Source organism: Janthinobacterium sp. GW822-FHT07A03, from assembly GCF_058798815.1.
The window spans coordinates 97,703-123,213 of record NZ_JBXAKW010000010.1 but is presented as its reverse complement, the minus strand read 5'-3'; the positions used below and the strand labels follow the sequence as shown (position 1 = coordinate 123,213).

The window sequence follows — 25,511 nt, the reverse complement described above, 5'->3', positions numbered from 1 at the left end:
TACCTGCAAGTACAGGTTGGCAATGGGTGAAACAGGGATTCGCCCTGTTTCGCAAGCAACCTGGCGGCATGTCGATGCTGTTTCTCGGCTATATGTTCTGCATGCTGGCCGTCAGCATCGTGCCCGTGCTCGGCCAGTTGCTGCCCGTCATCCTGGTCCCCGTGTTTTCCGTCGCCTTCGTGCAAGGCTGCCTGAACATCGACCAGGGCAAGCGCGTCCTGCCCAGCCTCCTGATTTCGGGCTTCCGCAAGCCCGCCTTTCCATCCCTGCTGGGACTGGGCGTGCTGTACATCCTGATGGCCATCGTTGCCATCGGCGCCTCGACCCTGGTGGACGACGGCTTGCTGTGGCAACTGGTCACGGGGCAACTGACGGAAGAAGCGGCGCGCGCCGCCATCCCCGACTCGCGCCTGGGCCTGGGCATCCTGCTGGCCATCGTGCTGTACGTGCCGGCCGCCATGGCCTTCTGCTTTGCCGCGCCGCTGATCTACTGGCGCCAAACCGGCCTGGGCAAGGCGCTGTTCTTCAGCTTTTTCGCCGTCTGGCGTTCGCTGTCGGCCTTCATCGTCTTCGCCGCCACCTGGTTCGCCATCAGCGTCATCACCAGCCAGTTGCTGGCCGTCATCTTTGGCCGCACGCCGCTGATGATGCAGCTGATGATGCCGCTGTCGATGATCTTGACCATCATCATGCATTGCTCGTTCTATGCCGCCTACCGCCAGATCTTCGGCGTGCCCGCCGATGAGAGCAAGACGGTGTCGCTGGACAAGCCGAACGACTGATTTCGACTCTGCACAAAAAAAGGGCAGCCTGCGCGGGCTGCCCTTTTTTATTGCTGCTCAGCAAACTAGCGGCCCAGGCGTTCCAATTTGGCGATGCCCAGGTCCAGCACCTTCATGCCATGCTGGCCGAAGTTGATCTGCGCGCGCGCATTGCCGCCGCCGCCTTCGATATTCACGATCACGCCTTCGCCAAACTTGGCGTGCGCCACCGATTCGCCGATGCGCCAGCCGCCGCCCGTGGCTTTTTGCGCGATCTTTTGCGCAATCGCATTGTCCGAACCCAGGCTGGCCACTCTTGGCGCCTCGTCCCAGGCCGACTTGCGGTTGCCGAACCAGTTCGCCTGCACCTTCGGCGACAGCCATTTCAAGGACTCTTCCGGCAACTCGTCGAAGAAGCGCGACTTCATGTTGTAGCGCGTCTGGCCGTGCAGCATGCGCGTCTGCGAGAAGCTCATGTACAGCCGCTTGCGCGCGCGCGTGATGGCCACGTACATCAGCCGGCGTTCCTCTTCCACGCCGTTGTCTTCCTTCGAACTGCTTTCGTGCGGGAACAGCCCCTCTTCCAGGCCCGTGATGAACACATTGTCGAATTCCAGGCCCTTGGCCGAGTGCACGGTCATCATCTGCAGCGCATCCTGGCCCGCCTGCGCCTGGTTATCGCCCGCTTCCAGCGACGCGTGCGACAAAAACGCGGAGAGCGGCGACATCACGGCCGGCAGCGGCGCGTCCGCATCGAGGATTTCGATGCCATCCTGGTTGACGACGGGCGCGCCCGACTGCGCCTGGGCGGCTGGCCCCAGGTGGGCCGGTGCGCCCTGTCCAAAACCTTCCTCGGAAATGAACTGGCTGGCCGCGCTGACCATCTGCTCCAGATTCTCGATGCGGTCGGCGCCTTCCTTTTCATTCTGATAATGCTGGAGCAAGGTACTCGCTTCCAGCACCACTCTGACCATTTCCGGCAGCGACAGTTGCTGCGTTTCGAAGCGCACGCCTTCGATCAGTTTCACGAAACCGGCCAGCACGCTGCCCGCCTTGCCCGCCACATACGGCACGGATGCGTACAGCGAAATGCCGTACTGTTCCGACGCGGCCTGCAATTGCTCGATCGAGCGCATGCCGATGCCGCGCGTGGGAAAATTGACCACGCGCAAGAAAGCGGAATCATTGTGCGGATTGTCCATCAATTGCAAATAGGCAATCGCGTGCTTGACCTCGGCGCGCTGGAAGTAACGCTGGCCGCCATACACGTGGTATGGAATCGCGGCCGAGAACAGCGCATGTTCGATCACGCGCGACTGCGCGTTCGAGCGGTACAGAATCGCGATTTCGCTGCGCGAGGCGCCATCGGCGATCAGGCTTTTCGCCTCTTCGATGATCCACTGTGCTTCCTGCAGGTCGGAACTGGCTTCATACACGCGCACCTGCTCGCCATGGCCCGCGTCCGTGCGCAAATTCTTGCCCAGGCGCTTGCTATTGTTCGCGATCAACACGTTGGCGCTGTCGAGGATGTGGCCGTGCGAGCGGTAGTTCTGCTCCAGCTTGATCAAGTTCTTGACCTGGAACTCATGCTCGAAGGCGCTCATGTTGCCGACATTCGCGCCGCGGAAGGCGTAGATGCTCTGGTCATCGTCGCCGACGGCAAACAGGGCGCCGCCATCGCGGCTGCCATGGCCGGCCAGCAATTTCAACCAGTTGTATTGCAGGTTGTTCGTATCCTGGAACTCGTCCACCAGGATATGGCGGAAACGGGCCTGGTAATGCTCGCGCAAGGGCTGGTTGCGGCTGAGCAACTCGTAAGTGCGCAGCAGCAATTCCGCAAAATCGACCACGCCTTCGCGCTGGCACTGGTCGTCGTACAGCTGGTACAGCTCGACCATCTTGCGCTCGTGCGCGTCATACGCTTCCACGTCCGTGGCGCGCAAGCCCTGGTCCTTGGCGTTGTTGATGAAATACATCACCGTCTTCGGCGGGAATTTCTCATCATCAATGTTGTTCGCCTTCAACAAGCGCTTGATCACGGAGAGTTGATCCTGGGAATCGAGGATCTGGAACGTCTGCGGCAGGGCCGCGTCGCGGTAGTGCGTGCGCAGCAAGCGGTTGCACAGGCCGTGGAAGGTGCCGATCCACATGCCGCGCGTGTTGATCGGCAGCATGGCCGACAGGCGCGTGAGCATTTCCTTGGCGGCTTTATTCGTAAAGGTCACGGCCAGGATGCCGGGCGGCGATACCTGCTGGGTCTGGATCAGCCACGCGATGCGGGTGGTCAGCACGCGGGTCTTGCCCGAACCGGCGCCGGCCAGGATCAGCGCATGCTGGGCCGGCAGGGTGACGGCAGCCAATTGTTCGGGATTGAGGTTGTGAAGAAGATTTTGCATCCCGTGATTATACCGGCATGGCTAAAAATACTGTGCATTTGTCCAGCGGTCGCGCCATTTTACCCACGCGCGCTACAATCGGCATCCCGACACAACGGCCTGTATCCCCATGACACCACCCACCCACCTCGACGGCGCCCGCGTACTGGCCTGGGCCTGGTCCGACTTGCCCTTCGGCCACGTCGCCAGTGAAGCCGGCGCCGCCTCCATCGCCATCCACGGCCTGGCCGTGTGCCAGTATGCGGGCGAGGCGCGCGTCTACCGTTTCAGCTGCGACGCTCGCTGGGAAACGCTGCAGGATGAGGTGTATGCGAGCGAAGACGAGGCCAGGGCGCAGCTGCCGGCGCAATACCGGGCCGTGGCCGCCGCATGGCATACCCGATGAGCTATGCGATACGCGCGGCCGGCGGCGCCGACCTGCCGTTGCTGGCCCAGGTCGAGCGCAGCGCCGCGGCCCTGTTTGCCCAGGCCGGGGAAGAACTGGCGTGGCTGGCGCAAGGGGAACCCTTGCCACTGGACACCTTACAGGAACTGCAGCGGCAAGACTGCCTGTGGGTGGCCGCCGATGGACAGAATACGCCCGTGGGTTTCCTGGGCGCCCAGGCGCTGGACGGCCAGTTGTTCATCGTGGAATTGTCCGTCGCCCTGCCGCATCAACGGCAGGGACTGGGTGCGCGCCTGCTCGACGCGGCGGCGGCCCATGCCCGGGCCCTGGGCTGCGCCTGGCTGACGCTGAGCACCTACCGCCACCTGCCGTGGAACGGGCCCTACTATGCGCGCCACGATTTCAGCGAAATCGACGCCGTGGCGCTGGGCGCGGGTCACGCGCGCAAGCTGGCGCGCGAAACGCAGGACGGGCACGACCCGGCGCTGCGCTGCCTGATGCGCATGCCGCTGGCGCGCTGATGCAGCGCAACACTCAGCGCACCAGTTTTGCCTTGCCCTCGCTGAGGGCCTGGGCAATCACCTGGCGCGTGGCCTTGTCGGCCGCCTTGGTGGCCTTTTCCTGCTGGCGTCCCAGCGCTTCCATCTGCTTGCCCAGGGTTTCCATCGGCTTGCCCCGCTGATCCATCTGGCGCGACAGCGCATCCACCTTGTCCGCCTCGCGTTCTTGCGCGGCGGCAATGCGGTCGTTGACCTCTTCCATGGCGTCCTGCGCATCTTCCATCTGCTGCTGCAAGCGTTCCACCTCGCGTCCGGCCGCGCGGCGCGCCGTCTCCGTGGTGGCCTGCGCCTGACGGCGTGCCGCCTCGCCCATCTTGCGGCCAAGTTCCTGCTGCTGGCGGCCCAGCGCCTGCAGTTGCGCCACATCGCGCGCGCCGACGTTCGCCTGCGCCGCGCCATGGGCGCCCATCTTGCTGCCCAGTTCGCCCATCGCCTTGCCGTGTTCGCTCATCTGCTTGCCCAGGCCGCTCATCTGAAAGCCCAGATCTTGCGACGGTTTCCAGGCGTCGCGCACGCGGGCCAGCAGCGCGGCATCCTGCGTCACATAGCCCTTGCCCTGGTCGCGGAACCACAGGAATTGCCCCTTGAGCGAACGCTGCAGCTGCTTGATCTGCTGGCCATCGACATCGGTGCCGGCCATGGTGACGCTATCCTCGCTGCTGTCGACGAGCGCATAGCCATCGCCGCTGCCCATGGAAATATTGATTTTCTTGCTCGGCGCGGCCGGTGCGGCCGGCGGCGCGGGCGGCTGCGGCGGCTCCGGCGGCTGCACGGCCAGCGCGCTGCCGCCAAGCAGGATACCGGCCAGGCTGAGGATCAAACGGTGGGAAGTGGACATGGCTGCCTCGTCGCAAAAGTAGTGGAGCATCGACTGTAGCGGCGGATGGAGCGCGGCTCCAGCGCGGTGCGACAGGCTGCAAAAAGACCTGCCTGGATGGCAGACATGGACGATGGATGGCACGCGGGGCAAAAAAAACGGAGGCCCAAGCCTCCGCAAAAACGCCGTGGTACGGCGTATGTCTATCAGTACAGCACGACGGAACGGATCGATTCGCCGCTCTTCATCAAGTCGAAACCTTGATTGATATCATCGAGCTTCAGCCTGTGTGTGATCAAATCGTCGATATTGAGCTTGCCTTCCATGTACCAGTCGACGATCTTCGGCACGTCCGTGCGGCCGCGCGCGCCGCCGAAGGCGGAACCTTTCCACACGCGCCCCGTCACCAGTTGGAATGGACGGGTGGAAATTTCCTGGCCGGCCGCGGCCACGCCGATGATGATGGACTGGCCCCAGCCCTTGTGGCAGCACTCGAGCGACTGGCGCATGGTGGTGGTGTTGCCGATGCATTCAAAACTGTAGTCGGCGCCGCCGTCCGTCAGCTGCACGATGGTGTCGACCACGTTGTCCACTTCGTTGGCGTTGACGAAATGCGTCATGCCGAACTTGCGCGCGATGGCCTGGCGCGCCGGGTTGATGTCGACGCCGATGATCTTGTCGGCGCCAACCATCTTGGCAGCCTGGATCACGTTCAGGCCGATGCCGCCCAGGCCGAACACGACGACATTCGCGCCCGCCTCGACCTTGGCCGTAAACAGCACGGCGCCCACGCCGGTGGTGACGCCGCAGCCGATGTAGCAGACTTTATCGAACGGCGCGTCTTCGCGGATCTTCGCCAGGGCGATTTCCGGCACGACGATATAGTTCGAGAAGGTGGAGGTGCCCATGTAGTGGAAGATGGGCTTGCCGTCGATGGAAAAGCGCGAGGTGGCGTCCGGCATCAGGCCGCGGCCCTGCGTCGAGCGGATCGACTGGCACAGGTTCGTCTTTTGCGACAGACAGAATTTGCACTGGCGGCATTCCGGCGTGTACAGCGGAATGACGTGGTCATCCTTCTTCAGGCTTTTCACGCCCGGGCCCACGTCGACGACGATGCCGGCGCCTTCATGACCGAGGATGGACGGGAAGATGCCTTCCGGATCGGCGCCCGACAAGGTGTAGTAATCGGTATGGCAAATGCCCGTGGCCTTGATCTCGACCAAGACCTCGCCCTCGCGCGGGCCGGCCAGGTCGACTTCTTCGATGGTCAACGGCGCGCCCGCCTTCCATGCAATCGCTGCTTTGGTTTTCATGTATGTCCTGTCTATGGTTGAACCAGGCGCGCCAGCGCGCCGTATCGCCACATCATAGCAAGGCAGGCATGCGGGCGCGAGAGGATACGCTTACTTGGTCTTTGCCCGGTTCAAAAATGCGCCGTGCAAGCCGTTCAAGGTTTCCTCGGCCAGCAGCAGCTGGCTGGCGATTTCATTGATCTTGCGGCGGCTGGAACGGGCATGGTCGCGCAGCACTTCGAACGCCGTGTTGCGGTCCGTCTGGAACTTGCCCATCAGCAAACCCACGGCCAGGCTCGTTTCGCGGCCGGCGGCCAGCGCCGCGTTCAGGTTCAGCTCGGTGCGGCGCAGCTGGCGGATCTCGTCGGCGCGCGCCAGGCCCGCTTCGAAGGCGGGCATCAAACGGCCTTCGTCGACGGGTTTGACGACGTAGCCCACGGCGCCGTAGGCGGCTGCCTGCTTGCCCGATTCGCTGTCGCCGCTGCCGGACAGGAACATGAACGGCACGGCCGTCTCGCCATGCAGGCGCTTGGCCAGTTCCAGGCCGGACATGCCCGGCATGTGGATGTCGAGCAAGGCCAGGTCCGGCTCGCGCTGGGCGATCAGCTGCAGCGCCACTTCGGCCGAATGGGCCAGGGCCGTCTCGTAGCCGGCATGGCGCAGGACTTCGCCGAGGAATTCCAACAGGAGCTGGTCATCGTCAACGATCAGGATAAGGCGTTTCGCGGCGGCTGGCTGACTCATGGGCAAAGGAACCTCGGTAATGAATGATGTTCTTATTATATGCCGATTACTGGCCCAAATCAGCCTTCCATTCCCAGCTCATGCCACAAACAATTGATTGAATTGCTGCACCGCAATATTCACATCGTCCGCCTCGTATGCATTGTTAAAGACGCTGCTGATGGCCGCCACCATGTCGGCGCCGCGCGCCACCAGCGGCGCCGCGTTCTCCGGCGTCATGCCGCCGATCACCACGCACGGCAAGGCGATCTCGCGCTTGGCCTGCAGCACGATATCGGGGGGCGTCGTCACCGGATACTTTTTCACCAGCGACGGATAAAAACCGCCGAAGGCCACATAGCTGGCGCCGCCGGCCTCGGCCGTCCTTGCCAGGGCCATGTCGCCATAGCAGGAAGCACCGACGATCTTGTCCTTGCCCAGGCGGGCGCGCACCTGCGCCACGGACGCGTCCGTGCCGCCCACGTGCACGCCATCGGCGTCGAGCTCTTCGCACAGTTCGATAAAATCGTTGATGATGAAGGGCACGCCATACTTGCGGGCCAGGGCCAGCAAGGCGCCCGCCTGCTCGCGCCGCTGCTGTGCGTCGGCACTCTTGTGGCGATATTGCAGCAGGGCCACGCCTTCCTGCAAGGCTTGTTCGCTCACGTCGAGCAGGCGGTCGGTGTCGTCCCAGTTCGGGGTCACCAGATACAGTCCACGCATGATGTTTCCTTATTGAATGAATCGTTGCGGCATGAGTTGACCTGGCGCAATCACATACGCGCCGGCCAGGGCCGCATGGCAATAGCTTTGCGCCAGATCAAGCGCTTCAGGCAATGCCTGTCCCAGTGCCAGGCGCGCCGCGATGGCGGAGGCCAGGGTGCAGCCGCTGCCGTGAAACTCGCCGGACAAGCGCGGCCAGCGCCATTCGCGCTCGCCGCCGACGCTATCGAACCAGCGGTTGATGACCGTCTCGCCCTCGCCGTGGCCGCCCGTCACCAGCACGTTCCGGCAGCCTTGCACAAGCAAGTTTGCCTCGCCGCCGAGGGCCGCCGCTTCCGGCCCGTTCGGTACGATCACGGTAGTCATCGGCAACAAGGGCGCCAGCGCCAGCACGGCATCGTCCCGGCTGAGCACGTCCCCATGGCCGCTGGCCAGCACGGGATCGAGCACGACGGGCAATCCTGGGCGGGCCAGCCGCAATTGCGCGATCAGTTGCGCGATGACGGCCGCATTCGCGGCGCTGCCCGGGATGCCGATTTTCACGGCATCGATGGCGATCTTGTCGATCAGCGCCAGCGCCTGCCGGCGCAGCAACTCCGGCGCCACAGGCTCGACAGCAAACACGCGGTCATTGTCCTGCACCGTCAGCGCCGTGATCACGGGCAAGGCATGCGCGCCCTGCGCCGCAATCGCGACAATATCGGCGGCAATGCCGGCGCCGCCCGACGGGTCGACGCCGGCAAACACCAGCACGGTGCGGTGCATCGGCACCATCACGCCAGGCGGCCCGCCATCGGCGACGATGGGGAAGCGACAAATTTGCGCGGCATGCGTCCCGCCAGAAACGCTTCGCGCCCGGCCCGCACGGCCAGCTTCATGGCACGCGCCATGCGCACGGGGTCGCGCGCGCCGGCAATGGCCGTGTTCATCAGCACGCCATCGCAGCCGAGTTCCATGGCAATCGCTGCGTCCGACGCCGTGCCCACGCCCGCGTCCACCAGCACGGGGACTTTCGCCTGGTCGATGATCAAGGACAAATTCCACGGATTCAGGATGCCCATGCCCGAGCCGATCAAGGAGGCCAGCGGCATGACGGCCACGCAGCCGATGTCTTCCAGAATCTTCGCCTGGATGGGGTCATCGCTGCAGTAGACCATCACGTCAAAACCATCCTTGACCAGCGCTTCGGCCGCGATCAAGGTTTCCGGCATGTGCGGAAACAGGGTCTTTTCATCGCCCAGCACTTCTAGCTTGACCAGATTGCGCCCGCCCAGCAGCTCGCGCGCCAGCTGCAGGGTGTACACGGCGTCTTTCGCGTTGTAGCAGCCGGCCGTGTTCGGGAGTATCGTGTACTGGTCCGGCGGCACGAAGTCGAGCAGGCTGGGCGCGTTCGGGTCCTGGCCAATGTTGACCCTGCGGATGGCCACCGTGATGATCTGCGCCTCGGCAGCGTCCGTCGCCTCGCGCGTCTGCGGCAAATCCTTGTACTTGCCGCTGCCCACCAGCAAGCGCGATTGATATTGCTTGCCTGCGATGGTCAGCAGGTCGTCATGTGTTGCGGTATTCATGTGCTTTTCCTTAAGTTTTTAAACGTCCGAAGAAAACCGTAGCGAGCGGCGATGATTTGTGGCCGAGACGCGCAACCGTGCTAGAGCACGGTGAGCATCGCAGGCCGCAAAGCGCGACGCGCAGTAGGTTTGCTTGGACGTTTTCAGCCACCGCCGATGGCGCGTACAATTTCCACTTGGTCTTGCACCTGCAAGACCTGTCCCGGCCACGCCTTGCGCGGCACGACATTGCGGTTGACGGCCAGCGCCAGCGCCTGGTTTTCCAGCGACAGCGCGGCGATCAGTTGATCGAGGGTTTGCCCCGGCGGCACCTGGTGCGGCGCGCCGTTGAGCGTGATGGATATCAATGCAGGCATCACGCTCTCCTTCAGACCTTGCGGTACAGCTCGGCGCCGTTCTTGATGAACTCGATGGCCTTGATTTCCATGCCCTGCTGGAGCGCCTTGTTTTCCGCGATGCCCATGCCGGCCGCGTATTCGCGCACTTCCTGCGTGATCTTCATGGAACAGAAATGGGGGCCGCACATGGAGCAGAAATGCGCCACCTTGGCCGAATCCTTGGGCAAGGTTTCATCGTGGAATTCGCGCGCCTTGTCCGGGTCCAGGCCGATGTTGAACTGGTCGTCCCAGCGGAATTCGAAGCGGGCTTTCGACAGCGCGTTGTCGCGGATCTGCGCGCCCGGATGGCCTTTCGCCAGGTCGGCCGCATGCGCCGCGATCTTGTAGGTGATGATGCCGTCCTTGACGTCCGCCTTGTTGGGCAAGCCCAGGTGTTCCTTCGGCGTCACGTAGCACAGCATGGCCGTGCCGTACCAGCCTATCATGGCCGCGCCGATGCCCGAGGTGATGTGGTCGTAGCCGGGCGCGATGTCGGTGGTCAGCGGCCCCAGGGTGTAGAACGGCGCTTCGCCGCACTGTTCCAGCTGCAAGTCCATGTTTTCTTTAATGAGTTGCATGGGCACGTGGCCCGGGCCTTCGATCATCACCTGCACGTCGTGCTTCCAGGCGATCTGCGTCAGTTCGCCCAGGGTTTTCAGTTCGCCCAGTTGCGCTTCGTCATTGGCGTCGTAGATGGAGCCGGGGCGCAAGCCGTCGCCCAGCGAGAACGACACGTCATACGCCTTCATGATTTCGCAGATTTCTTCGAAATGCGCGTACAGGAACGATTCCTGGTGGTGCGCCAGGCACCATTTGGCCATGATGGAGCCGCCGCGCGAAACGATGCCCGTCAGGCGCTTGGCCGTCATCGGCACGTAGCGCAGCAGCACGCCCGCGTGGATGGTGAAGTAGTCGACGCCCTGCTCCGCCTGCTCGATGAGGGTGTCGCGGAAGATTTCCCAAGTCAGATCCTCGGCCTTGCCGTTGACCTTTTCCAGCGCCTGGTAGATGGGCACGGTGCCAATCGGTACGGGGCTGTTGCGCACGATCCATTCGCGCGTTTCGTGGATATGCTTGCCGGTGGACAAGTCCATCACGTTGTCGCCGCCCCAGCGGATGGCCCAGGTCATCTTTTCCACTTCCTCGCCGATCGACGAGGTGACGGCGGAATTGCCGATGTTCGCGTTAATTTTCACCAGGAAATTGCGGCCGATGATCATCGGTTCCACTTCCGGGTGGTTGATGTTGGCGGGAATGATGGCGCGGCCGCGGGCGATTTCCTCGCGCACGAATTCCGGCGTGATCTCGGCCGGGATGCTGGCGCCGAAGGACTGGCCCGGGTGCTGGCGGCCCATCAGGTCGGCCAGGCGTTCGCCCATGGGGCCGGAAGCCTTGAGTTCGCGCAAATACTCCTGGCGGCGCATGTTTTCGCGGATGGCGACGAATTCCATTTCCGGCGTGATGATGCCTTGGCGCGCGTAATGCATTTGCGTGACGTTCTTGCCGGCAATGGCGCGGCGCGGCTTGCGGTGCAGATTGAAACGCAGCTCGGCCAGTTTCGGGTCCGCCAGGCGGGCGATGCCGTAGTCGGAGGTGGGGCCGGGCAATTCTTCCGTGTCGGCCCGCTCCATGATCCACGGCAGGCGCGGCGTATCGAGGCCGGAGCGGATGTCGATCTGCACGTCCGGGTCCGTGTAGGGACCGGAGGTGTCGTAGACGTAGATGGGCGGATTCTTTTCGCCGCCGAACGACGCTTCCGTGTCGGACTGGCCGATCTCGCGCATGGGTACGCGGATGTCGGGGCGGCTGCCTTCGACGTAGATCTTGCGCGAATTGGGCAGCGGCGCGATGGCGGCTTCGTCGACCGTGGCGGTGGCGGAGAGGAATTTCGGGTTGGCGTTCATTTTGGCTCCTTGGCTAGACTATTTTTAAGCCTGGAGCCAGCTAAGGAGGTTCGGAATTACGCACGCGGAAAGGCGGGGTGCGTTCATCCTAAAGCTTCCCTTCGCTGGCATTATCCAGATCAGGTTCGGAGGGTATTTCTCACCCGCGCTTGCACTGTGTTTCCACAGCGAAAGGCAGGACCCCTAGCGTTTGCCGCCTTGCGGCAGCGAGCCAATTATACGCGGTTCGCGCCGCGTGGCCAGATGATTTCTTGCAGGTGTCGTCTTTGCGCATCTGCTGCAATGCAGCAGACGGCGTCGCGCTTATTTCTTCTTGCCCCAGCGCCAGGCGGTCGGTTCGCCCTTCAGCTGGCAGATAAAAATGAGCACGGCAACGATGGCCACTTCATAGACGATATAGCCGACGAGCATGGTTTGCGGCGGGAACAGGAAGGCGCCGCAGGCGAACAGCGCCAGCGCGGCCAGGAACACCAGCCAGCCCTGCCAGGTGATGGGCAAGCCCCAGCCCCAGCCATAGGTCTTGGCGGGGAACCAGTAGGAGGGAGATTTGTCAGTCATGATTTTTCCTGGTCAATATCAATAACGCCAAGTATAAATCACGCTCCCCGCAAGCGCTCCGTGACATCGAGGCCGATGCCGCGGTAGCCGATGAAGCGGCTGCCATTGTCGAACATCGGTTCGCCGCTGACCTGCAGGTATTGCGTGCTGCCGTCGAGGTTGGTGCGGCTGTAGATGAAATCGAGGAACGGTTCGCGCGCGGCGATCTTGGCGTCGAGCAAGGCGCGCTCGGTGGCGTTCCAGCGCTGCGGCTCTTCCTCGCTGCCGATGCCCAGCATTTCAGCCACGGGGCCGGAAAAGCGCGTCAAATTGCCCTGCGCATCCTGCTCCCAGTACCAGTCGGACGACAGTTCCGTGAAGCGCTGGAAGCGCGCTTCGCTTTCGCGCAGCTCCGCCGTGCGGTCTTCCACCATCTGTTCCAGCGACTTGTTGTATTCCGCCAGCTTCTGGTACAGCAAGCGCACTTCCAGCATGTTGTGGATGCGCGTCTTGACTTCCACCAGGTCGAAGGGCTTGCTGACGAAATCCTTGGCGCCCGCCTGCAGGGCGCGCAGCTTGTGGCCGGGCTGGGCCGTGATCACCAGCACGGGCAGGTAGCTGCCCGCCTCGATGTCGCGCAAGCCTTCCATGACTTCGAAACCATCCATTTCCGGCATCTGCAAGTCGAGCAGGATCAGGTCGTAGCGGTGCTGCTGGTGCAGCGCGCGCACGGCTTGCGGGTCCATGGTGGACGTGATGCGCGTGTAGCCGGCATTGCGCAGCACCTGTTCCAGCAGCATGACGTTCGCCTCCTGGTCATCGACGATGAGGATGCTGGCGTTCAGGATCTCGGTGGCTTGAAGCATGGCGGTATTCCTAAAATTGAGTGCTGAATTAGCGTATTGCGTGAGTGTCGTCGGCCAGGCCGTGCGCGGCTGCATGGTGCAGGGCCACGTCGAGCGCGTCCATGAATTCGACGACCTTGATCGGCTTGGTCAGATAGCGGAAGAAGCCCGCTTGCAAGCCTTTTTCGATGTCGCGCGGCACGGCGTTGGCCGACAGGGCCATGACGGGAATGTGGCTGGTGAGGGGATCGTCGTGCAGGATATGCAGCGCGCCATAGCCGCTGATGCCAGGCAGGTTGATATCCATCAAGATCACGTCCGGCTGGTAGGTGCGCGCCAGGTCAATGCCCAGGTGCGCATCGATGGCCGTCAGCAGTTTCAAGTCGCTGCGGCGGGCGATCAATTGCTCCACCAGCGCCAGGTTGGCGGGATTGTCTTCCACGTACAGCAAGGTGCGCAGGCTTTCCTGCGGTTCCTGCACCTGCGGCAGCGCGTCGCCGTCGCCCAGCACCAGTGCCGGCGCGCTGCTGGCGGCCAGCTCGAACCAGAACGTGGTGCCCACGCCGACGGCGCTGTCGACGCCGATGGTGCCGCCCATCAATTCGACCAGTTGCTTGGTGACAACGAGGCCGATGCCCGTGCCCTCTTCCGTGCTGTTTTCCTGTCCCAGGCGGTTGAAAGGCTGGAACAGCTGCGCCACCTGGGCCGCGTCGAGACCGGCGCCGCTGTCGCGCACGCTCACGCGCACGCGTTCGCCATGCCCGCTGCATTCGACGGTGACGGCGCCGCCGCCCTGGTTGTACTTGATGGCGTTCGACAGCAGGTTGATCATCACCTGTTTTACGCGCGTGCGGTCCGCATGCACATAAAAGGCCTTGCCGCAGCGGGGGAAATGCATGCGGATGCCGCGCTTTTCCGCCTGCGGCGCGATCATGGCCTGGCAATCCTGCAGCACGTCGAGCAGCGACATCGCTTCCTGCGACAGGGTGACCTTGCCCGATTCGATCATGGCCAGGTCGAGGATTTCATTGATCAAGCGCAACAGGTACCAGCCGCCCTTGAGGATTTGCTCGATCGAGCGCTGCTGGGGCGGGCTCGGCGGCGGCACATCGGACGCCATCAGCTGGGCGAAACCCAGCACGGCGTTCAGGGGCGTGCGCAATTCATGGCTCATGCTCGACAGGAATTCGGACTTGGCGCGGTTGGCCTTTTCCGCCACCTGGCGCGCCTTCTTCAGCTCGGCATTGTTGGTTTCGACCAGCGAGCGCGTGTAGGCCTGCTGTTCGCGCAGGCGCTGGTCCAGCTGTGCCTGTTCCGCCTCGACCTGCTTGCGCACCGTGTTGTCGGTGCCGATCAGCAGATAGCCGATGACCTTGCTCTGCGCGTCGCGCAGGGCCGTCACGGAAACGATGGCGGGAAAACGGCTGCCATCCTTGCGGATGTAGGTCAGCTCATAGATGTCTTCGATGCCGCGCGTGGCCTTGAACACGAGCGCTTCCACGCCCGGCGTGATGACCGTGTCGAGTTCGGCGCTGAGGGCCGCCGCGCGGGTGACGATTTCTTGCGCATCGGAAATACCGGCCGGCGTCAGCTTGTCCACCACGTCGCCCGCTGCATAGCCGAGCATGCGTTCGGCGCCCACGTTGAAGATCTGGATCACGCCCTGCGCATCGGTGGCGATGCACGAGAAGTTCGCGCTGTTGAAAATCGCATCCTGCAAGGCGCCCGCCTTGAGCAGCTGGCGCGGCAGGCTGGCCGCCGCCGTGCGCCGGTACAGCGCCACCAGCATCAGCAACAGCAGGCATACCAGGGCCTCGATCAGGATCGCCGCATCAAAAGGCTGCGCGCGCCAGGCCAGCACGCCGATGACCACCAATACGAGGGCGCTGAACGCGAATGCCAATGCCATGGGCCAGCGCGAAGGGGCGCGAGTAGGGTTATTTTCAACTGAGTACATGGGTAGCCTGGGCTATGACAACAATAAAGAAAACGGGAAATGCGGCGCCTAGCGGCCTTGGCGCTGGCGCACGTCCGACAGCAGGCGCGTAAATTCCTTCTTGACGACGCCATAGCATTCGCACACCTGGCCTTCGAGGCCGGCGCGGTCCTGCACCGTGATATGGCCGCGCCGGTAACTGATGAGGCCGCGCGCTTGCAATCGCCCCGCCGCTTCCGTCACGCCTTCGCGGCGCACGCCCAGCATGTTGGCGATCAGTTCCTGCGTCATGGTCAGCTCGCGGTTCGGCAGGCGGTCCATGGTCAGCAGCAGCCAGCGGCACAGTTGTTGCTCCACCGTATGGTGGCGGTTGCACACGGCCGTTTGCGACATTTGCGTGATCAGGGCTTGCGTATAGCGCAGCAGCAAGCGCATGACGGGGCCCGCGCGGTCGAACTCTTCCATCAGCAGGTGCGCCTTGAGCCGGTAGCCGACACCGCCCGTCTGCACGACGGCGCGGCTCGGTGTCGAGTTGCCGCCCATGAACAGCGACACGCCCACGATGCCCTCGTTGCCGACGCCGGCAATTTCGGACGAACCGCCGTTTTCCAGCAGGTAATGGATGGAAACGATGGCCGTGGTGGGGAAATACACATGCTGGAGCTTGTCGCCAGAATCGTAGATCACGTCGCCGAGCAGCATGGAGACTTGCTCCAGATGGGGAGCCAGGCGCGCGAAATCGGCGTCGAGCATGGCGGCGAGCAAATGGTTTTGATTCGGGTTGTGCAGCTGGGCATGCGGACTCGACATGGGCAGTTTTCCTGGTTTCCAGTCGTCAGCTAGGGGGTAGATGAAAGGCGTCCGAACGAGGGTCGCCATGGTGTGCAGCGTAACACACTGCTTGCACGGTGACCCGACTATATTTCTTGTTGGCATCAACGTCCGTTCGGTACCGAACGGACCCTGCGGCGCCTGCCGCCCTACAGTCAGTCACTGCCCGGCCTGCCTGATCATGGATCGGCACCGGTGCTGCCACGGGACTCATCATGCAATCATTCTTCAAGCGCATCTCCATCTCCGTCTCCACCTCGGCGCTGCTGACCCTGGCCGTCGGGCTGTGCCTGACGGCCCTGTGCTATGTCTCGGCGCGTCAGATCGAAGCGGAAAGCGCCAGGCTGCTGTGGCAGCACCATGCCAGCGGCCATTCGCTGAGTGCCGCCATGCTGCCCGCGCATGGACTGACCCTCGATGCGAACCGCCGCGGCTCGCTGTACGTGTTGCTGGGTGGAATGTTGTCAAGCCTGCTGGCCACGGCGTATGTGTACCAGCTGGTGTCGCGCAATTCCGTGATTGCCCGCATCACGGGAGAACGCACGGCAGCCTTGCAGTTTGCCAATTTGCGCCTGTCCGAGGACATCGCCGCGCGCATGCGCAATGAAAAATCGCTGCGCTTGCGCGAACGCATCATCGAAGTCTCGGCCAATGCCATCATCCTGTGCAGCGCCGACGCGCCCGGCTACCTGATCGAATACGTCAATCCCGCCTTCGAGCGCATCACCGGCTATGCCGCCGGCGAGGTCATCGGCCAGCGCCTGGAAGACTTGCAGGGGCCGGAGCATGCGCGCCAGGACATGCATGCGATCAGCGTGGCCTTGAGCGAACAGCGCGAAGGCAAGGCCATCGTGCGCAATTTCCGCAAGGATGGCAGCACGTACTGGAGCGAGCTGTTCGTGGCGCCCGTGCGCGACGATGGCGATGGCCCCGTCAGCCACTTTGTCGTAGCGCAATACGACATCAGCACCGTCATGCGCTTCGAGCAGGAACTGGAATTCCAGTCGCGCCACGATATCCTCACGGGCCTGGCCAACCGTTTATTGCTGCGCGAGCGGCTGGAACAGGCGATGGCCGTGGCGCGCCGCAGCACCCTGCCCCTGTGGGTGGTCTTCATCGACCTCGACCGTTTCAAGTTCGTCAACGACACCCTGGGCCACGACGCGGGCGACACCTTGCTGAAACTGATCGCCGACCGCCTGCGCGCCGCCACGCGCGAAGTCGATACGGTGGCGCGCCTGGGCGGCGACGAGTTCGTCCTGCTGCTGCCGCAACACGCCAACAGCGACCCGGGCCAGCTCATCCTGCAGCGCGTGCTGGACGCCGTGGCGCAGCCGCTGCTGGTGGGCGGCCATGAATTCTTTCTCACGTGCAGCATGGGCGTGGCCAGCTATCCCGACGATGGCGACAGCGCTGAAACCCTGATCAAGCATGCCGACATCGCCATGTACCGCGCCAAGGAACAGGGCCGCAACCACTGGCAAAGCTACGCGCCGGCCATGAATGCCAGCATGCTGGCGCGGTTGAACCTGGAAAGCGAGTTGCGCCATGCGCTCGAGCGTGGCCAGTTCCACCTCGTGTACCAGCCGCAAGTGGAGCTCGACAGCGGCAAGGTGGTGGGCATGGAAGCGCTGCTGCGCTGGCGCCACCCCACCCTGGGCGCCATCGCGCCCGGCGAATTCATCCACCTGGCCGAGGAAATGGGTTTGATCGTGCCCATCGGCGCCTGGGTGCTGCAGACGGCGTGCGCGCAAGCGCGGGCCTGGCAGCGGGAGGGACTGGGCGGTTTGCGGCTGGCCGTCAATTTGTCTGCGCGGCAATTCCGGCAAAGCGGCTTGCTGCAATCGGTGCGGGAAATACTCGCCGTGACGGGCCTGGAAGCGCGTTTCCTCGAGCTGGAATTGACGGAAAGCATGATGATGCAGGATGTGGAACAGGCGATCGCCACCATGGGCAAGCTCAAGGCACTGGGCTTGCAGCTGTCGATCGACGACTTCGGCACCGGTTATTCGAGCCTGGCGCACCTGCGCCGCTTCCCCATCGACGTATTAAAAATCGACAAATCCTTCGTCAGCGACCTCACGCACAGCGACGACGACGCGGCCATCGTGCAAGCCATCATCGCGCTGGCGCACAGCCTGCGCCTGGACGTCATCGCCGAAGGCGTGGAAACGGACCAGCAGCTGGCCTTCCTGCGCCAGCACGGCTGCGACCAGATGCAGGGCTATCTGTTCAGCCGCCCCCTGGCCGCGCCCGCCTTTGAAGAATTATTACGCCAAGGCAGCATGTTGCCTGCCTTGGCGATGGTTTGACCATGCGTTAAAACGCGTGGCGCAAGCCGATGTTGAACGCGCGGTTGCCCGTGCCCACTTCCGTGGCGTTGCCCACCATGTAGGCGGCGTCGTTGCGGTTGCGGATATGCGCGTAGGCAAGATACACCTTGCTGCGCTTGGACAAGGCGTACGTGGCGCCGATGGCCAGCTGCTGCGCATCGCGGTTGGCGCTATCGCGGTCATCCTTGTGCACATACGAGGCCAGCAAGGTCGTCGCACCGAGCGGCACGGAGACGCCGACGATGGCATCGCGGCTGTCGCTCGACTGGGCCGGCGCCTGGGCCGCGCCATACGGGTTTTCCGCGAAGAACATGCTGCTGCCGTCGCCCGTGTTGCGGCCATAGCCGGCAAACGCCGTGGCCACGCCGAAGTTGTAGTTGCCGGCCAGGATAGTGTTGTTCACGTTGGCCTTGCCCGGCTCGCCGGCACGGCTCTGGCGCGCCAGGCGCAGGGTCAGGGGACCGTTGACATAGCCCAATGCCAGGCCCAGCGAACGTTGATCTGCCGCAACACCCGTGTGTTCGCCGGCGCCATACATGACGGTGGCCGTCACGCCGCGCAGCTCGGGCGAGATGTAGCGCACGGTATTGTCGATGCGCGTGGCCGAATAGCCGGCCAGGTTGGTCGCCGCGCCGGCCAGGCCGCCCTCGAACGGGTCGGCCACGTCGGTCAGCGCCTGGCTTTGCAGGTTGTACTGGCGGCCCACGGTCAGCATGCCCAGCGGGCTGTTGAGGCCGACAAAGGCCTGGCGGCCGAACAATTGCCCCGCCTGGTCCGAGCGGCCCGTGTCGCTCAGGACGCCCGCTTCCAGGATGAACACGGCTTGCCAGCCGTCGCCCAGCGACTCCGTGCCGCGCAGCCCCAGGCGCGAACCGGCCGAGACGCCACTGGTGAGCTTGCTGACGCCGCCTTCCTGCACCAGGCCCGCGTCCATCAGGCCATACACTTCAACGGACGACTGGGCGTGGGCGGCAGGCATGGCGCCGAGGGTGGTGGCAAGGCCGGCAACGATGGCGATTTTTTTCATGATGATTTCCTCGTAAAAGCGAAACCAGGAAAGCGGCGGCCACGGCAAGGCCGCAGGCGGCAAGGCGCCAAGCGGGGTATGCCGTATCAAAAGACGACGCGCCGGACAACAGATCCTGGCTAAGCTGTGGCGGCGCGGCCCATAGAGACGATGGCGCGCGGTGGTCCGCCGTGAATGGTGCACCGCTGGCGGTGCGCGTGGCTCAGGCGCCCGGCCCGCAGGGGACGCGCTGAAGGTGGCTGGCATCGCTGATGCGCTGGCCGTGAGACGCGGACGAGTGCTGGATATGAAACTTTAATGCAACCGCGTCTGCTGGCGCCGTCCGCAAGGATGGGGCAGGAGGCGCCGAGGCCGGCATTATAACATCGGCAGCGCGCTTATCTCCGTTCTGTTGCGGCCAAACGGCCCGCAAAGCCGCCAAAACACTGAAAAAGACCGCTTGCCACGCTGCAGGCGTTGCCGCGTCATCTATAATGGTTCCTTTTGCCAATCACACGCCAAATCATGGAATTAGCCAAGTCTTTCGAGCCCGCCGACATTGAACAATTCTGGCGCACCGAGTGGGAACAGCGCGGTTACTTTACCGCCACCCTCGATGCCGGAAAACCTTCCTTCAGCATCCAGTTGCCGCCGCCGAACGTCACCGGCACCCTGCACATGGGCCATGCGTTCAACCAGACCATCATGGATGGCCTGACCCGCTACCACCGCATGCTGGGCCACAACACGGCCTGGATTCCCGGCACCGACCACGCGGGCATCGCCACGCAAATCGTCGTGCAACGCCAGCTGGACGCGCAAAAGATTTCGCGCCATGACCTGGGCCGCGAGAAATTCGTGGAAAAAGTGTGGGAATGGAAAGAAAAATCCGGTTCCATCATCACCGGGCAAATGCGCCGCCTGGGCGCCTCGGCCGACTGGCAGCGCGAATACTTCACGATGGATGAACCGCGCTCGAAAGTCGTCACCGACGTCTTCGTCCGCCTGTTCGAGCAAGGCCTGATCTACCGCGGCAAGCGCCTCGTCAACTGGGACCCCGTGCTGGGCACGGCCGTGTCCGACCTGGAAGTGGTGTCGGAAGAAGAAGACGGTTCCATGTGGTACATCAAATACCCGCTGGCCGACGGCAGCGGTTTCCTGACGGTGGCCACCACCCGTCCTGAAACCATGCTGGGCGACGTGGCCGTGGCCGTCGATCCGACGGACGAGCGCTACACGGCACTGGTGGGCAAGATGCTCAAACTGCCGCTGACGGACCGCGAAATCCCCATCATCGCCGACGAATACGTCGACAAGGAATTCGGCACCGGTTGCGTGAAGATCACCCCCGCGCACGACATGAACGATTACGCCGTGGGCCAGCGCCACAAACTGGCGCAGATCGTCATCCTGACCCTGGACGCGAAGATCACCGACGACGCGCCGGAAGCCTACCGCGGCATGGACCGCTTCGCCGCGCGCAAGCAGATCGTCGCCGACCTCGACGCGCAAGGCTTGCTGGAACAGGTCAAGCCGCATAAATTGATGGTGCCGCGCGGCGACCGCACCGGCGTCGTCATCGAGCCGATGCTGACGGACCAGTGGTTCGTCGCCATGAGCAAACCGGCCCCGGAAGGCACCTTCTTCCCAGGCAAATCGATCGCCGAGACGGCGCTGGACAAGGTCGCCAATGGCGAAATCAAGTTCGTGCCGGAAAACTGGAGCACCACCTACAACCAGTGGCTCAACAACATCCAGGACTGGTGCATCTCGCGCCAGCTGTGGTGGGGCCATCAAATCCCCGCGTGGTACGACGACGCGGGCAATATCTTTGTTGCGAAAACGCAAGCCGAAGCGGAAGCAAAAGCCCTGGCCGCCGGCAGCACGGGCCCATTGAAACGCGACGACGACGTGCTCGACACGTGGTTCTCGTCCGCCCTGGTGCCGTTCTCGACCATGGGCTGGCCGGAAGACACCCCGGACATGAAGGCTTTCCTGCCCTCGTCCGTGCTGGTGACGGGTTTCGACATCATCTTCTTCTGGGTCGCGCGCATGGTCATGATGACGGCGCACTTCACGGGCAAGGTGCCGTTTGAAACCGTCTACGTGCACGGCCTGGTGCGCGATTCGACGGGGCAGAAGATGTCCAAGTCGAAGGGCAACACCTTGGATCCGATCGACCTGATCGACGGCATCGACCTGGAAGGCCTGATCGTCAAGCGCACCACGGGCCTGATGAACCCGCGCGACGCGGAAAAGATCACCAAGGCGACGCGCAAGGAATTCCCGGAAGGCATTTCCGCCTACGGCACGGATGCCGTGCGCTTCACCATGGCCAGCTATGCCTCGCTGGGCCGCAACATCAACTTCGACCTGGGCCGCTGCGAAGGCTACCGCAACTTCTGCAACAAGATGTGGAACGCCACGCGTTTCGTCATGATGAATACGGAAGGCAAGGATTGCACGGCGAACGACGCCGACCTGTCGCAGGCCGACAAGTGGATCATTTCCTTGCTGCAAAAAGCGGAACTGGACGTGGCCAAGGGCTTCGAAGACTTCCGTTTTGACAATATCGCCGCCACCATCTACAAATTCGTCTGGGACGAGTATTGCGACTGGTACTTGGAAGTAGCCAAGGTGCAAGTGCAACAGGGCACGGAAGGCCAGCAACGCGCCACCCGCCACACCCTGCTGCGCGTGCTGGAAGTAGTGCTGCGCCTGGCCCATCCGATCATCCCCTTCGTCACGGAAGCGCTGTGGCAAAGCGTTGCGCCGCTGGCCGGCAAGCTGCCGAAGGCCGACGGTGAGCCCAAGGGCGTGTCCATCATGATGCAGCCATATCCGATCGCCAACACCGACAAGATCGACGAATCGGCCGAAGCGTGGATGCAGCAGCTGAAGGCCTTGACGGATGCGACGCGCAACCTGCGCGGCGAGATGCAGATTTCGCCTTCCGTGCGCGTGCCGCTGATCGTCGAAGCGGGCAATGCCAGCGAGAAAGAAGCGCTGGCCTCGTACGCACCGTACATCCAGTCGCTGGGCAAGCTGGCCGAAGTGCAGATCGTCGACGCGCTGCCGGACTCGCCAGCGGCCGTTGCCATCGTCGGCACCACCAAGCTGATGCTGAAAGTGGAAATCGACGTGGCGGCCGAACGCGAGCGCCTGGGCAAGGAAATCGCCCGTATCGAAGCAGAAATTGCCAAAGTAAATAGTAAATTAGGCAATGAAAGCTTCGTCGCGCGTGCCCCGGCCGCCATCGTTGCGCAAGAAAACGAGCGTTTGCTCAGTTTTTCGGCGACAATTGAAAAACTGCGCGAACAGTTTGCTAAACTAGCCAGCGCATAAGGCAAGTTTGGAAGGATTGCGCGGCGTCATCCGTGACGCCGCGCAGCACCGCTGGTCTTGCCTTGGTATATAAACTGTTCGTGACCCGATCAAAAAAAACCATTGGAGACTAACGATGCGTACTTTATTCAAAACAACCGTCACAGCAAGCGTCATGATGGCCGCCCTGGCCATCGCCGGCAGCGCCATCGCGCGCGACGATAACCACACCCCCGTTGGCACGTGGAAAACCATCGACGACACCACCGGAAAACCCAAAGCCATCGTTCGCATCACGGAAAACAATGGCGTACTGCAAGGCAAGATCGAAAAGCTGCTGCGCGGACCGGACGAAGACCAGAACCCCAAGTGCGACAAGTGCAAGGATGCCAACAAGGACCAGCCGATCATCGGCCTCGTCATGCTGACGGGCCTGAAGCAGGACGGCAACGAATGGAGCGGCGGTCAAATTCTCGACCCGGCTGACGGCAAGGTCTACAAGACCAAGGCGGAACTGATCGACGGTGGCACCAAGCTGAAAGTGCGCGCCTATGTTGGCATTCCCATGATCGGCCGCACGCAAACCTGGCTGCGTGAAGAGTAATCGCTCCCCTGCGCTATCGAAGCCGGCCCTGCGCCGGCTTTTTTGTGTCTGTTTTCCGCACACGGCCGTTGTTTTCCAGACCGAATCGCTCGCATTTGAGCCGATTGGCAGCCAAAGCCAGCCTATGCGCGCCACCGAACATACTTGAAGTTTCCTAAATGAAATAGTGCATGCCTGTGACGCCATCGCCCGTAGCGAAAGGCGGCATGGCTCTGCCGGATGACCTCATCCGCGGATGCTCGGCAATGATTGCCATGCACAAAGGAACTGTATGAATCTCTTCAAGCGATATCTGAACCCGCTGCTCGTCTCGGCAGGTTTGCTGGCCATGGCCGCCCTTGCCGGTTGCGGCGGCGGCGATCAGGGGCGCGAGCCCATCCTCGGCTTGCCGGGCGCCACCTTGTCCAGCCTGGCCGTCACACCAGCCACGGCCACGGTCGCCATCGGTGCCGGCCAGCAATTCACGGCCATCGCCACGTATAGCGACGGCTCCTCGCAAGACGTCAGCGCCAAGGCGGCCTGGACGTCGGCCACGCCGGCCAGCGCCACCGTCAACGCCAGCAGCGGCATTGCCGCCGGCGTGGCGGCCGGCAGCAGCAGCATCAGCGCCGCATTCGGCGGCAAAATTGCCGCGGCGCAACTGACCGTTTCGCCAGCCACCTTGCGCGCCATCGCCATCACGCCGCTCACGCCATCGATCGCCATCGGCGGCACGCAGCAATTCGCGGTGACGGGCAGTTTCAGCGACAACAGCACGCACGACGTCACTGCCGTATCGACCTTTGTCTCGGCGACGCCAGCGACGGCAAGCATCGCCGCTGGCGGCTTGGCGCTGGGCAAGGTTGCCGGCGCCACGCAGATCACGGCCACCACGGGAACCTTGAGCGCCAGCACCGTGCTGACCGTCACGCCTGCCGTGCTGCTGTCGATTGCCGTCACGCCGCAAAACCCGACCGTGCTGATCGCCGCGACGCGCCAGTTGACGGTCATCGCCACCTACTCGGACGGCACCACCCCTGACGTCAGCGCCAGCAGCAGCTACAGCGCGGCCAATGCAGCGTCGGCCACGGTCGGCGCCAACGGCCTGGTGACCGGCGTCGCCTTGGGTAGCAGCGTCATGACGGCGAGTTTCGGCGGCAAGACCGCCAGCACCACCGTGACCGTCCCGGCTGTCACCATGACCGCCATCGCCGTCACGCCAACCACCGCCAGCATCGTCGTCGGTGCCCAGCAGCAATTTGTTGCCACCGCCACCTATTCGGATAACTCGACCGCCAACATCACGGCCAGCGCCCTGTGGACCAGTGCAGCGCCAGCCACGGCCACCGTGCTCAATACGGGTGCCGCTACCGGCGCCGCTGTCGGCGTCGCCAACATCACGGCCACGTCCGGCGCACTCTCGGGCAGCGCCGCCCTGACGGTGACGGCCGTTGTCGTGCCGCCGCCCGTGGTACTGCTGTCGATCGCCGTCGCGCCGCAAAACCCGACCGTGCTGATTGCCGCAACGCGCCAGCTGGCCGTCATCGCCACCTATTCGGACAGCAGCACCGTGGACGTCACCGCCGGCAGCGCCTTCGTTTCCGCCACGCCTGCCTCGGCCACCGTCGCCAGCGGCGGCCTGGTGACTGGCGTTGCCTTTGGCAGCAGCGTCATGAATGCCAGCTTCAACGGCAAGAACGCCAGCACCACCGTCACCGTGCCTGCCGCCACCCTGGTCAGCATCGCCGTCACGCCAGCCACCGCCAGCATCGCCGTCGGCGGCGTCCAGCAATTCGTTGCCACGGCAACTTATTCGGACAACTCGAACGCCATCATCACCAACGGCGCCGCCTGGACCTCGGGCACCATCGCCGCCGCCACGGTACTGAACACGGGCATCGCCACCGGCATCACGGCCGGCACCAGCAATATCACGGCCACGGCCGGCGGCCAGTCGGGCAGCGCGCTGCTGACCGTCACGGCAGTCGCCATCCCGCCCGTCCTGAACCCGATCATCCTGGGCCGCGCGGCACCGTTCGGCGTGCTGGCCGGCACCTCGATCACCAACAATTCGGGCGGCACCACTCTGATCACGGGCGACGTCGGTTCGCCATCGCAAACGGTCGATCCGACCCAGGCAGCCGGCTTTACCAACTACAAGTCGGGTGCCATCCTGGCCGGCGCCATGACGGACCTGCAAGCGGCGATCACGGACGGCAACAGCCGCAGCTGCGACGTCAGCTTTGCTGGCGGCATCGACCTGGGCGGCCAGACCTTCGGCCCCGGCGTGTACTGCTATGCGGGCGCCATCAGCATCACCGGTACCCTGACCCTGAACGGTCCTGGCGTGTACATCTTCCGCACGGCGCTGACCCTGAACTCGACCGTCAATTCGGCGGTTGCCCTGAATAATGGCGCCACGGCCGACAACGTCACCTGGCTGCCTGTCGGCCCGACCACCCTGGCCGCCAACAGCGTCTTCAAGGGCAATATCCTGGGCCAGTCGGCCGCCATCACGGTGGGCGACAACACGACCCTGCTCAATGGCCGCGTGCTGACGGCCGCTGCCGTTACCCTGCGCAACAACCAGATCACCAAATAAACGGGACA

The 25,511-nt window shown here is 63.5% G+C and carries 21 protein-coding genes and 1 riboswitch; of the genes, 7 read left to right on the top strand and 14 right to left on the bottom strand.

What is annotated here, in order from left to right; all coding sequences use genetic code 11:
- Nucleotides 1–26: 26 nt before the first annotated feature.
- Nucleotides 27–782 (top strand): BPSS1780 family membrane protein, encoded by a 756-nt coding sequence (locus AC1RJW_RS25385; RefSeq protein ID WP_493047382.1) that lies wholly within the window; start codon nt 27–29, stop codon nt 780–782.
- A 65-nt stretch (nt 783–847) separates the two neighbouring features.
- Here AC1RJW_RS25385 and AC1RJW_RS25380 read toward each other — a convergent pair whose 3' ends face one another.
- On the bottom strand, nt 848–3,157 hold the full coding sequence (locus tag AC1RJW_RS25380) for a UvrD-helicase domain-containing protein (RefSeq protein WP_166448197.1): 2,310 nt from the start codon (nt 3,155–3,157) through the stop codon (nt 848–850).
- 109 nt (nt 3,158–3,266) lie between these two features.
- Between AC1RJW_RS25380 and AC1RJW_RS25375 the strand changes: the two genes are divergently transcribed.
- Entirely contained in the window at nt 3,267–3,542 is a 276-nt protein-coding gene (locus AC1RJW_RS25375) for a hypothetical protein (RefSeq protein ID WP_493047381.1), read from the top strand.
- On the top strand, nt 3,527–4,063 hold the full coding sequence (locus tag AC1RJW_RS25370; protein ID WP_493047380.1) for a GNAT family N-acetyltransferase: 537 nt from the start codon (nt 3,527–3,529) through the stop codon (nt 4,061–4,063). The genes AC1RJW_RS25375 and AC1RJW_RS25370 overlap by 16 nt, the downstream gene beginning before the upstream one ends.
- 13 nt (nt 4,064–4,076) lie before the next feature.
- On the opposite strand, the gene AC1RJW_RS25365 is transcribed toward AC1RJW_RS25370, so the two are convergent.
- The 12 genes from AC1RJW_RS25365 to AC1RJW_RS25310 form a co-directional block, all read right to left on the bottom strand.
- A complete protein-coding gene (locus AC1RJW_RS25365; protein WP_493047379.1) occupies nt 4,077–4,940 on the bottom strand; it encodes a hypothetical protein in 864 nt (287 codons plus the stop codon).
- Nucleotides 4,941–5,125: 185 nt separating this feature from the next.
- Nucleotides 5,126–6,232, bottom strand: a complete 1,107-nt coding sequence (locus AC1RJW_RS25360) for an S-(hydroxymethyl)glutathione dehydrogenase/class III alcohol dehydrogenase (RefSeq protein ID WP_102120082.1) — start codon at nt 6,230–6,232, stop codon at nt 5,126–5,128.
- 90 nt (nt 6,233–6,322) lie between these two features.
- Complete coding sequence (locus AC1RJW_RS25355; protein WP_034749164.1) at nt 6,323–6,955, bottom strand: ANTAR domain-containing response regulator; 633 nt, start codon at nt 6,953–6,955, stop codon at nt 6,323–6,325.
- A 78-nt stretch (nt 6,956–7,033) separates the two neighbouring features.
- Entirely contained in the window at nt 7,034–7,657 is a 624-nt protein-coding gene (thiE, locus tag AC1RJW_RS25350; RefSeq protein WP_493047378.1) for a thiamine phosphate synthase, read from the bottom strand.
- A 9-nt stretch (nt 7,658–7,666) separates the two neighbouring features.
- Nucleotides 7,667–8,431, bottom strand: a complete 765-nt coding sequence (thiD, locus tag AC1RJW_RS25345) for a bifunctional hydroxymethylpyrimidine kinase/phosphomethylpyrimidine kinase (RefSeq protein WP_493047497.1) — start codon at nt 8,429–8,431, stop codon at nt 7,667–7,669.
- Nucleotides 8,431–9,225 carry a thiazole synthase gene (locus tag AC1RJW_RS25340; protein WP_493047377.1) on the bottom strand — a complete coding sequence of 265 codons (795 nt, stop codon included), beginning with the start codon at nt 9,223–9,225 and terminating at the stop codon, nt 8,431–8,433. The genes thiD and AC1RJW_RS25340 overlap by 1 nt, the downstream gene beginning before the upstream one ends.
- 143 nt (nt 9,226–9,368) lie before the next feature.
- On the bottom strand, nt 9,369–9,572 hold the full coding sequence (gene thiS, locus AC1RJW_RS25335) for a sulfur carrier protein ThiS (RefSeq protein WP_071079564.1): 204 nt from the start codon (nt 9,570–9,572) through the stop codon (nt 9,369–9,371).
- Between the two features lie 20 nt (nt 9,573–9,592).
- Nucleotides 9,593–11,506, bottom strand: coding sequence for a phosphomethylpyrimidine synthase ThiC (gene thiC / locus AC1RJW_RS25330; RefSeq protein WP_493047376.1), 1,914 nt, complete (start codon nt 11,504–11,506; stop codon nt 9,593–9,595).
- Between the two features lie 79 nt (nt 11,507–11,585).
- A riboswitch (TPP riboswitch) is annotated at nt 11,586–11,701 on the bottom strand.
- 108 nt (nt 11,702–11,809) lie between these two features.
- Nucleotides 11,810–12,064, bottom strand: coding sequence for a hypothetical protein (locus tag AC1RJW_RS25325; RefSeq protein ID WP_475414636.1), 255 nt, complete (start codon nt 12,062–12,064; stop codon nt 11,810–11,812).
- Nucleotides 12,065–12,102: 38 nt separating this feature from the next.
- Nucleotides 12,103–12,909: a response regulator gene (locus AC1RJW_RS25320; protein ID WP_475414635.1), complete on the bottom strand. Its 807-nt coding sequence runs from the start codon at nt 12,907–12,909 to the stop codon at nt 12,103–12,105.
- A gap of 28 nt (nt 12,910–12,937) precedes the next feature.
- Nucleotides 12,938–14,797 carry a hybrid sensor histidine kinase/response regulator gene (locus tag AC1RJW_RS25315; RefSeq protein WP_493047375.1) on the bottom strand — a complete coding sequence of 620 codons (1,860 nt, stop codon included), beginning with the start codon at nt 14,795–14,797 and terminating at the stop codon, nt 12,938–12,940.
- Between the two features lie 96 nt (nt 14,798–14,893).
- Nucleotides 14,894–15,634 (bottom strand): Crp/Fnr family transcriptional regulator, encoded by a 741-nt coding sequence (locus AC1RJW_RS25310; RefSeq protein ID WP_475414633.1) that lies wholly within the window; start codon nt 15,632–15,634, stop codon nt 14,894–14,896.
- A 236-nt stretch (nt 15,635–15,870) separates the two neighbouring features.
- Here AC1RJW_RS25310 and AC1RJW_RS25305 point away from each other — a divergent pair, with 236 nt between their 5' ends.
- The gene (locus tag AC1RJW_RS25305; RefSeq protein ID WP_493047374.1) at nt 15,871–17,967 is read left to right on the top strand and encodes a putative bifunctional diguanylate cyclase/phosphodiesterase; all 2,097 of its coding nucleotides are present in this window, start codon (nt 15,871–15,873) and stop codon (nt 17,965–17,967) included.
- A 7-nt stretch (nt 17,968–17,974) separates the two neighbouring features.
- On the opposite strand, the gene AC1RJW_RS25300 is transcribed toward AC1RJW_RS25305, so the two are convergent.
- A complete protein-coding gene (locus AC1RJW_RS25300) occupies nt 17,975–19,015 on the bottom strand; it encodes a porin (RefSeq protein ID WP_493047373.1) in 1,041 nt (346 codons plus the stop codon).
- Between the two features lie 504 nt (nt 19,016–19,519).
- On the opposite strand from AC1RJW_RS25300, the gene AC1RJW_RS25295 reads away from it, so the two are divergent.
- From AC1RJW_RS25295 to AC1RJW_RS25285, 3 genes are all read left to right on the top strand, one after another.
- Nucleotides 19,520–22,339 carry a valine--tRNA ligase gene (locus AC1RJW_RS25295; protein ID WP_493047372.1) on the top strand — a complete coding sequence of 940 codons (2,820 nt, stop codon included), beginning with the start codon at nt 19,520–19,522 and terminating at the stop codon, nt 22,337–22,339.
- Between the two features lie 115 nt (nt 22,340–22,454).
- Nucleotides 22,455–22,922 carry a DUF2147 domain-containing protein gene (locus AC1RJW_RS25290; protein ID WP_493047371.1) on the top strand — a complete coding sequence of 156 codons (468 nt, stop codon included), beginning with the start codon at nt 22,455–22,457 and terminating at the stop codon, nt 22,920–22,922.
- A 271-nt stretch (nt 22,923–23,193) separates the two neighbouring features.
- Entirely contained in the window at nt 23,194–25,503 is a 2,310-nt protein-coding gene (locus AC1RJW_RS25285; protein WP_493047370.1) for a beta strand repeat-containing protein, read from the top strand.
- Nucleotides 25,504–25,511: the final 8 nt, after the last annotated feature.

Coding starts and splice junctions, on each gene's coding strand:
- AC1RJW_RS25380 (WP_166448197.1), bottom strand. CDS start 3,157: ATGCAAAATCTTCTTCACAACCTCAATCCCGAACAATTGGCTGCCGTC.
- AC1RJW_RS25375 (WP_493047381.1), top strand. CDS start 3,267: ATGACACCACCCACCCACCTCGACGGCGCCCGCGTACTGGCCTGGGCC.
- AC1RJW_RS25370 (WP_493047380.1), top strand. CDS start 3,527: ATGGCATACCCGATGAGCTATGCGATACGCGCGGCCGGCGGCGCCGAC.
- AC1RJW_RS25365 (WP_493047379.1), bottom strand. CDS start 4,940: ATGTCCACTTCCCACCGTTTGATCCTCAGCCTGGCCGGTATCCTGCTT.
- AC1RJW_RS25360 (WP_102120082.1), bottom strand. CDS start 6,232: ATGAAAACCAAAGCAGCGATTGCATGGAAGGCGGGCGCGCCGTTGACC.
- AC1RJW_RS25355 (WP_034749164.1), bottom strand. CDS start 6,955: ATGAGTCAGCCAGCCGCCGCGAAACGCCTTATCCTGATCGTTGACGAT.
- thiE (WP_493047378.1), bottom strand. CDS start 7,657: ATGCGTGGACTGTATCTGGTGACCCCGAACTGGGACGACACCGACCGC.
- thiD (WP_493047497.1), bottom strand. CDS start 8,431: ATGGTGCCGATGCACCGCACCGTGCTGGTGTTTGCCGGCGTCGACCCG.
- AC1RJW_RS25340 (WP_493047377.1), bottom strand. CDS start 9,225: ATGAATACCGCAACACATGACGACCTGCTGACCATCGCAGGCAAGCAA.
- thiC (WP_493047376.1), bottom strand. CDS start 11,506: ATGAACGCCAACCCGAAATTCCTCTCCGCCACCGCCACGGTCGACGAA.
- AC1RJW_RS25325 (WP_475414636.1), bottom strand. CDS start 12,064: ATGACTGACAAATCTCCCTCCTACTGGTTCCCCGCCAAGACCTATGGC.
- AC1RJW_RS25320 (WP_475414635.1), bottom strand. CDS start 12,909: ATGCTTCAAGCCACCGAGATCCTGAACGCCAGCATCCTCATCGTCGAT.
- AC1RJW_RS25315 (WP_493047375.1), bottom strand. CDS start 14,797: ATGGCATTGGCATTCGCGTTCAGCGCCCTCGTATTGGTGGTCATCGGC.
- AC1RJW_RS25310 (WP_475414633.1), bottom strand. CDS start 15,634: ATGTCGAGTCCGCATGCCCAGCTGCACAACCCGAATCAAAACCATTTG.
- AC1RJW_RS25305 (WP_493047374.1), top strand. CDS start 15,871: ATGCAATCATTCTTCAAGCGCATCTCCATCTCCGTCTCCACCTCGGCG.
- AC1RJW_RS25300 (WP_493047373.1), bottom strand. CDS start 19,015: ATGAAAAAAATCGCCATCGTTGCCGGCCTTGCCACCACCCTCGGCGCC.
- AC1RJW_RS25295 (WP_493047372.1), top strand. CDS start 19,520: ATGGAATTAGCCAAGTCTTTCGAGCCCGCCGACATTGAACAATTCTGG.
- AC1RJW_RS25290 (WP_493047371.1), top strand. CDS start 22,455: ATGCGTACTTTATTCAAAACAACCGTCACAGCAAGCGTCATGATGGCC.
- AC1RJW_RS25285 (WP_493047370.1), top strand. CDS start 23,194: ATGAATCTCTTCAAGCGATATCTGAACCCGCTGCTCGTCTCGGCAGGT.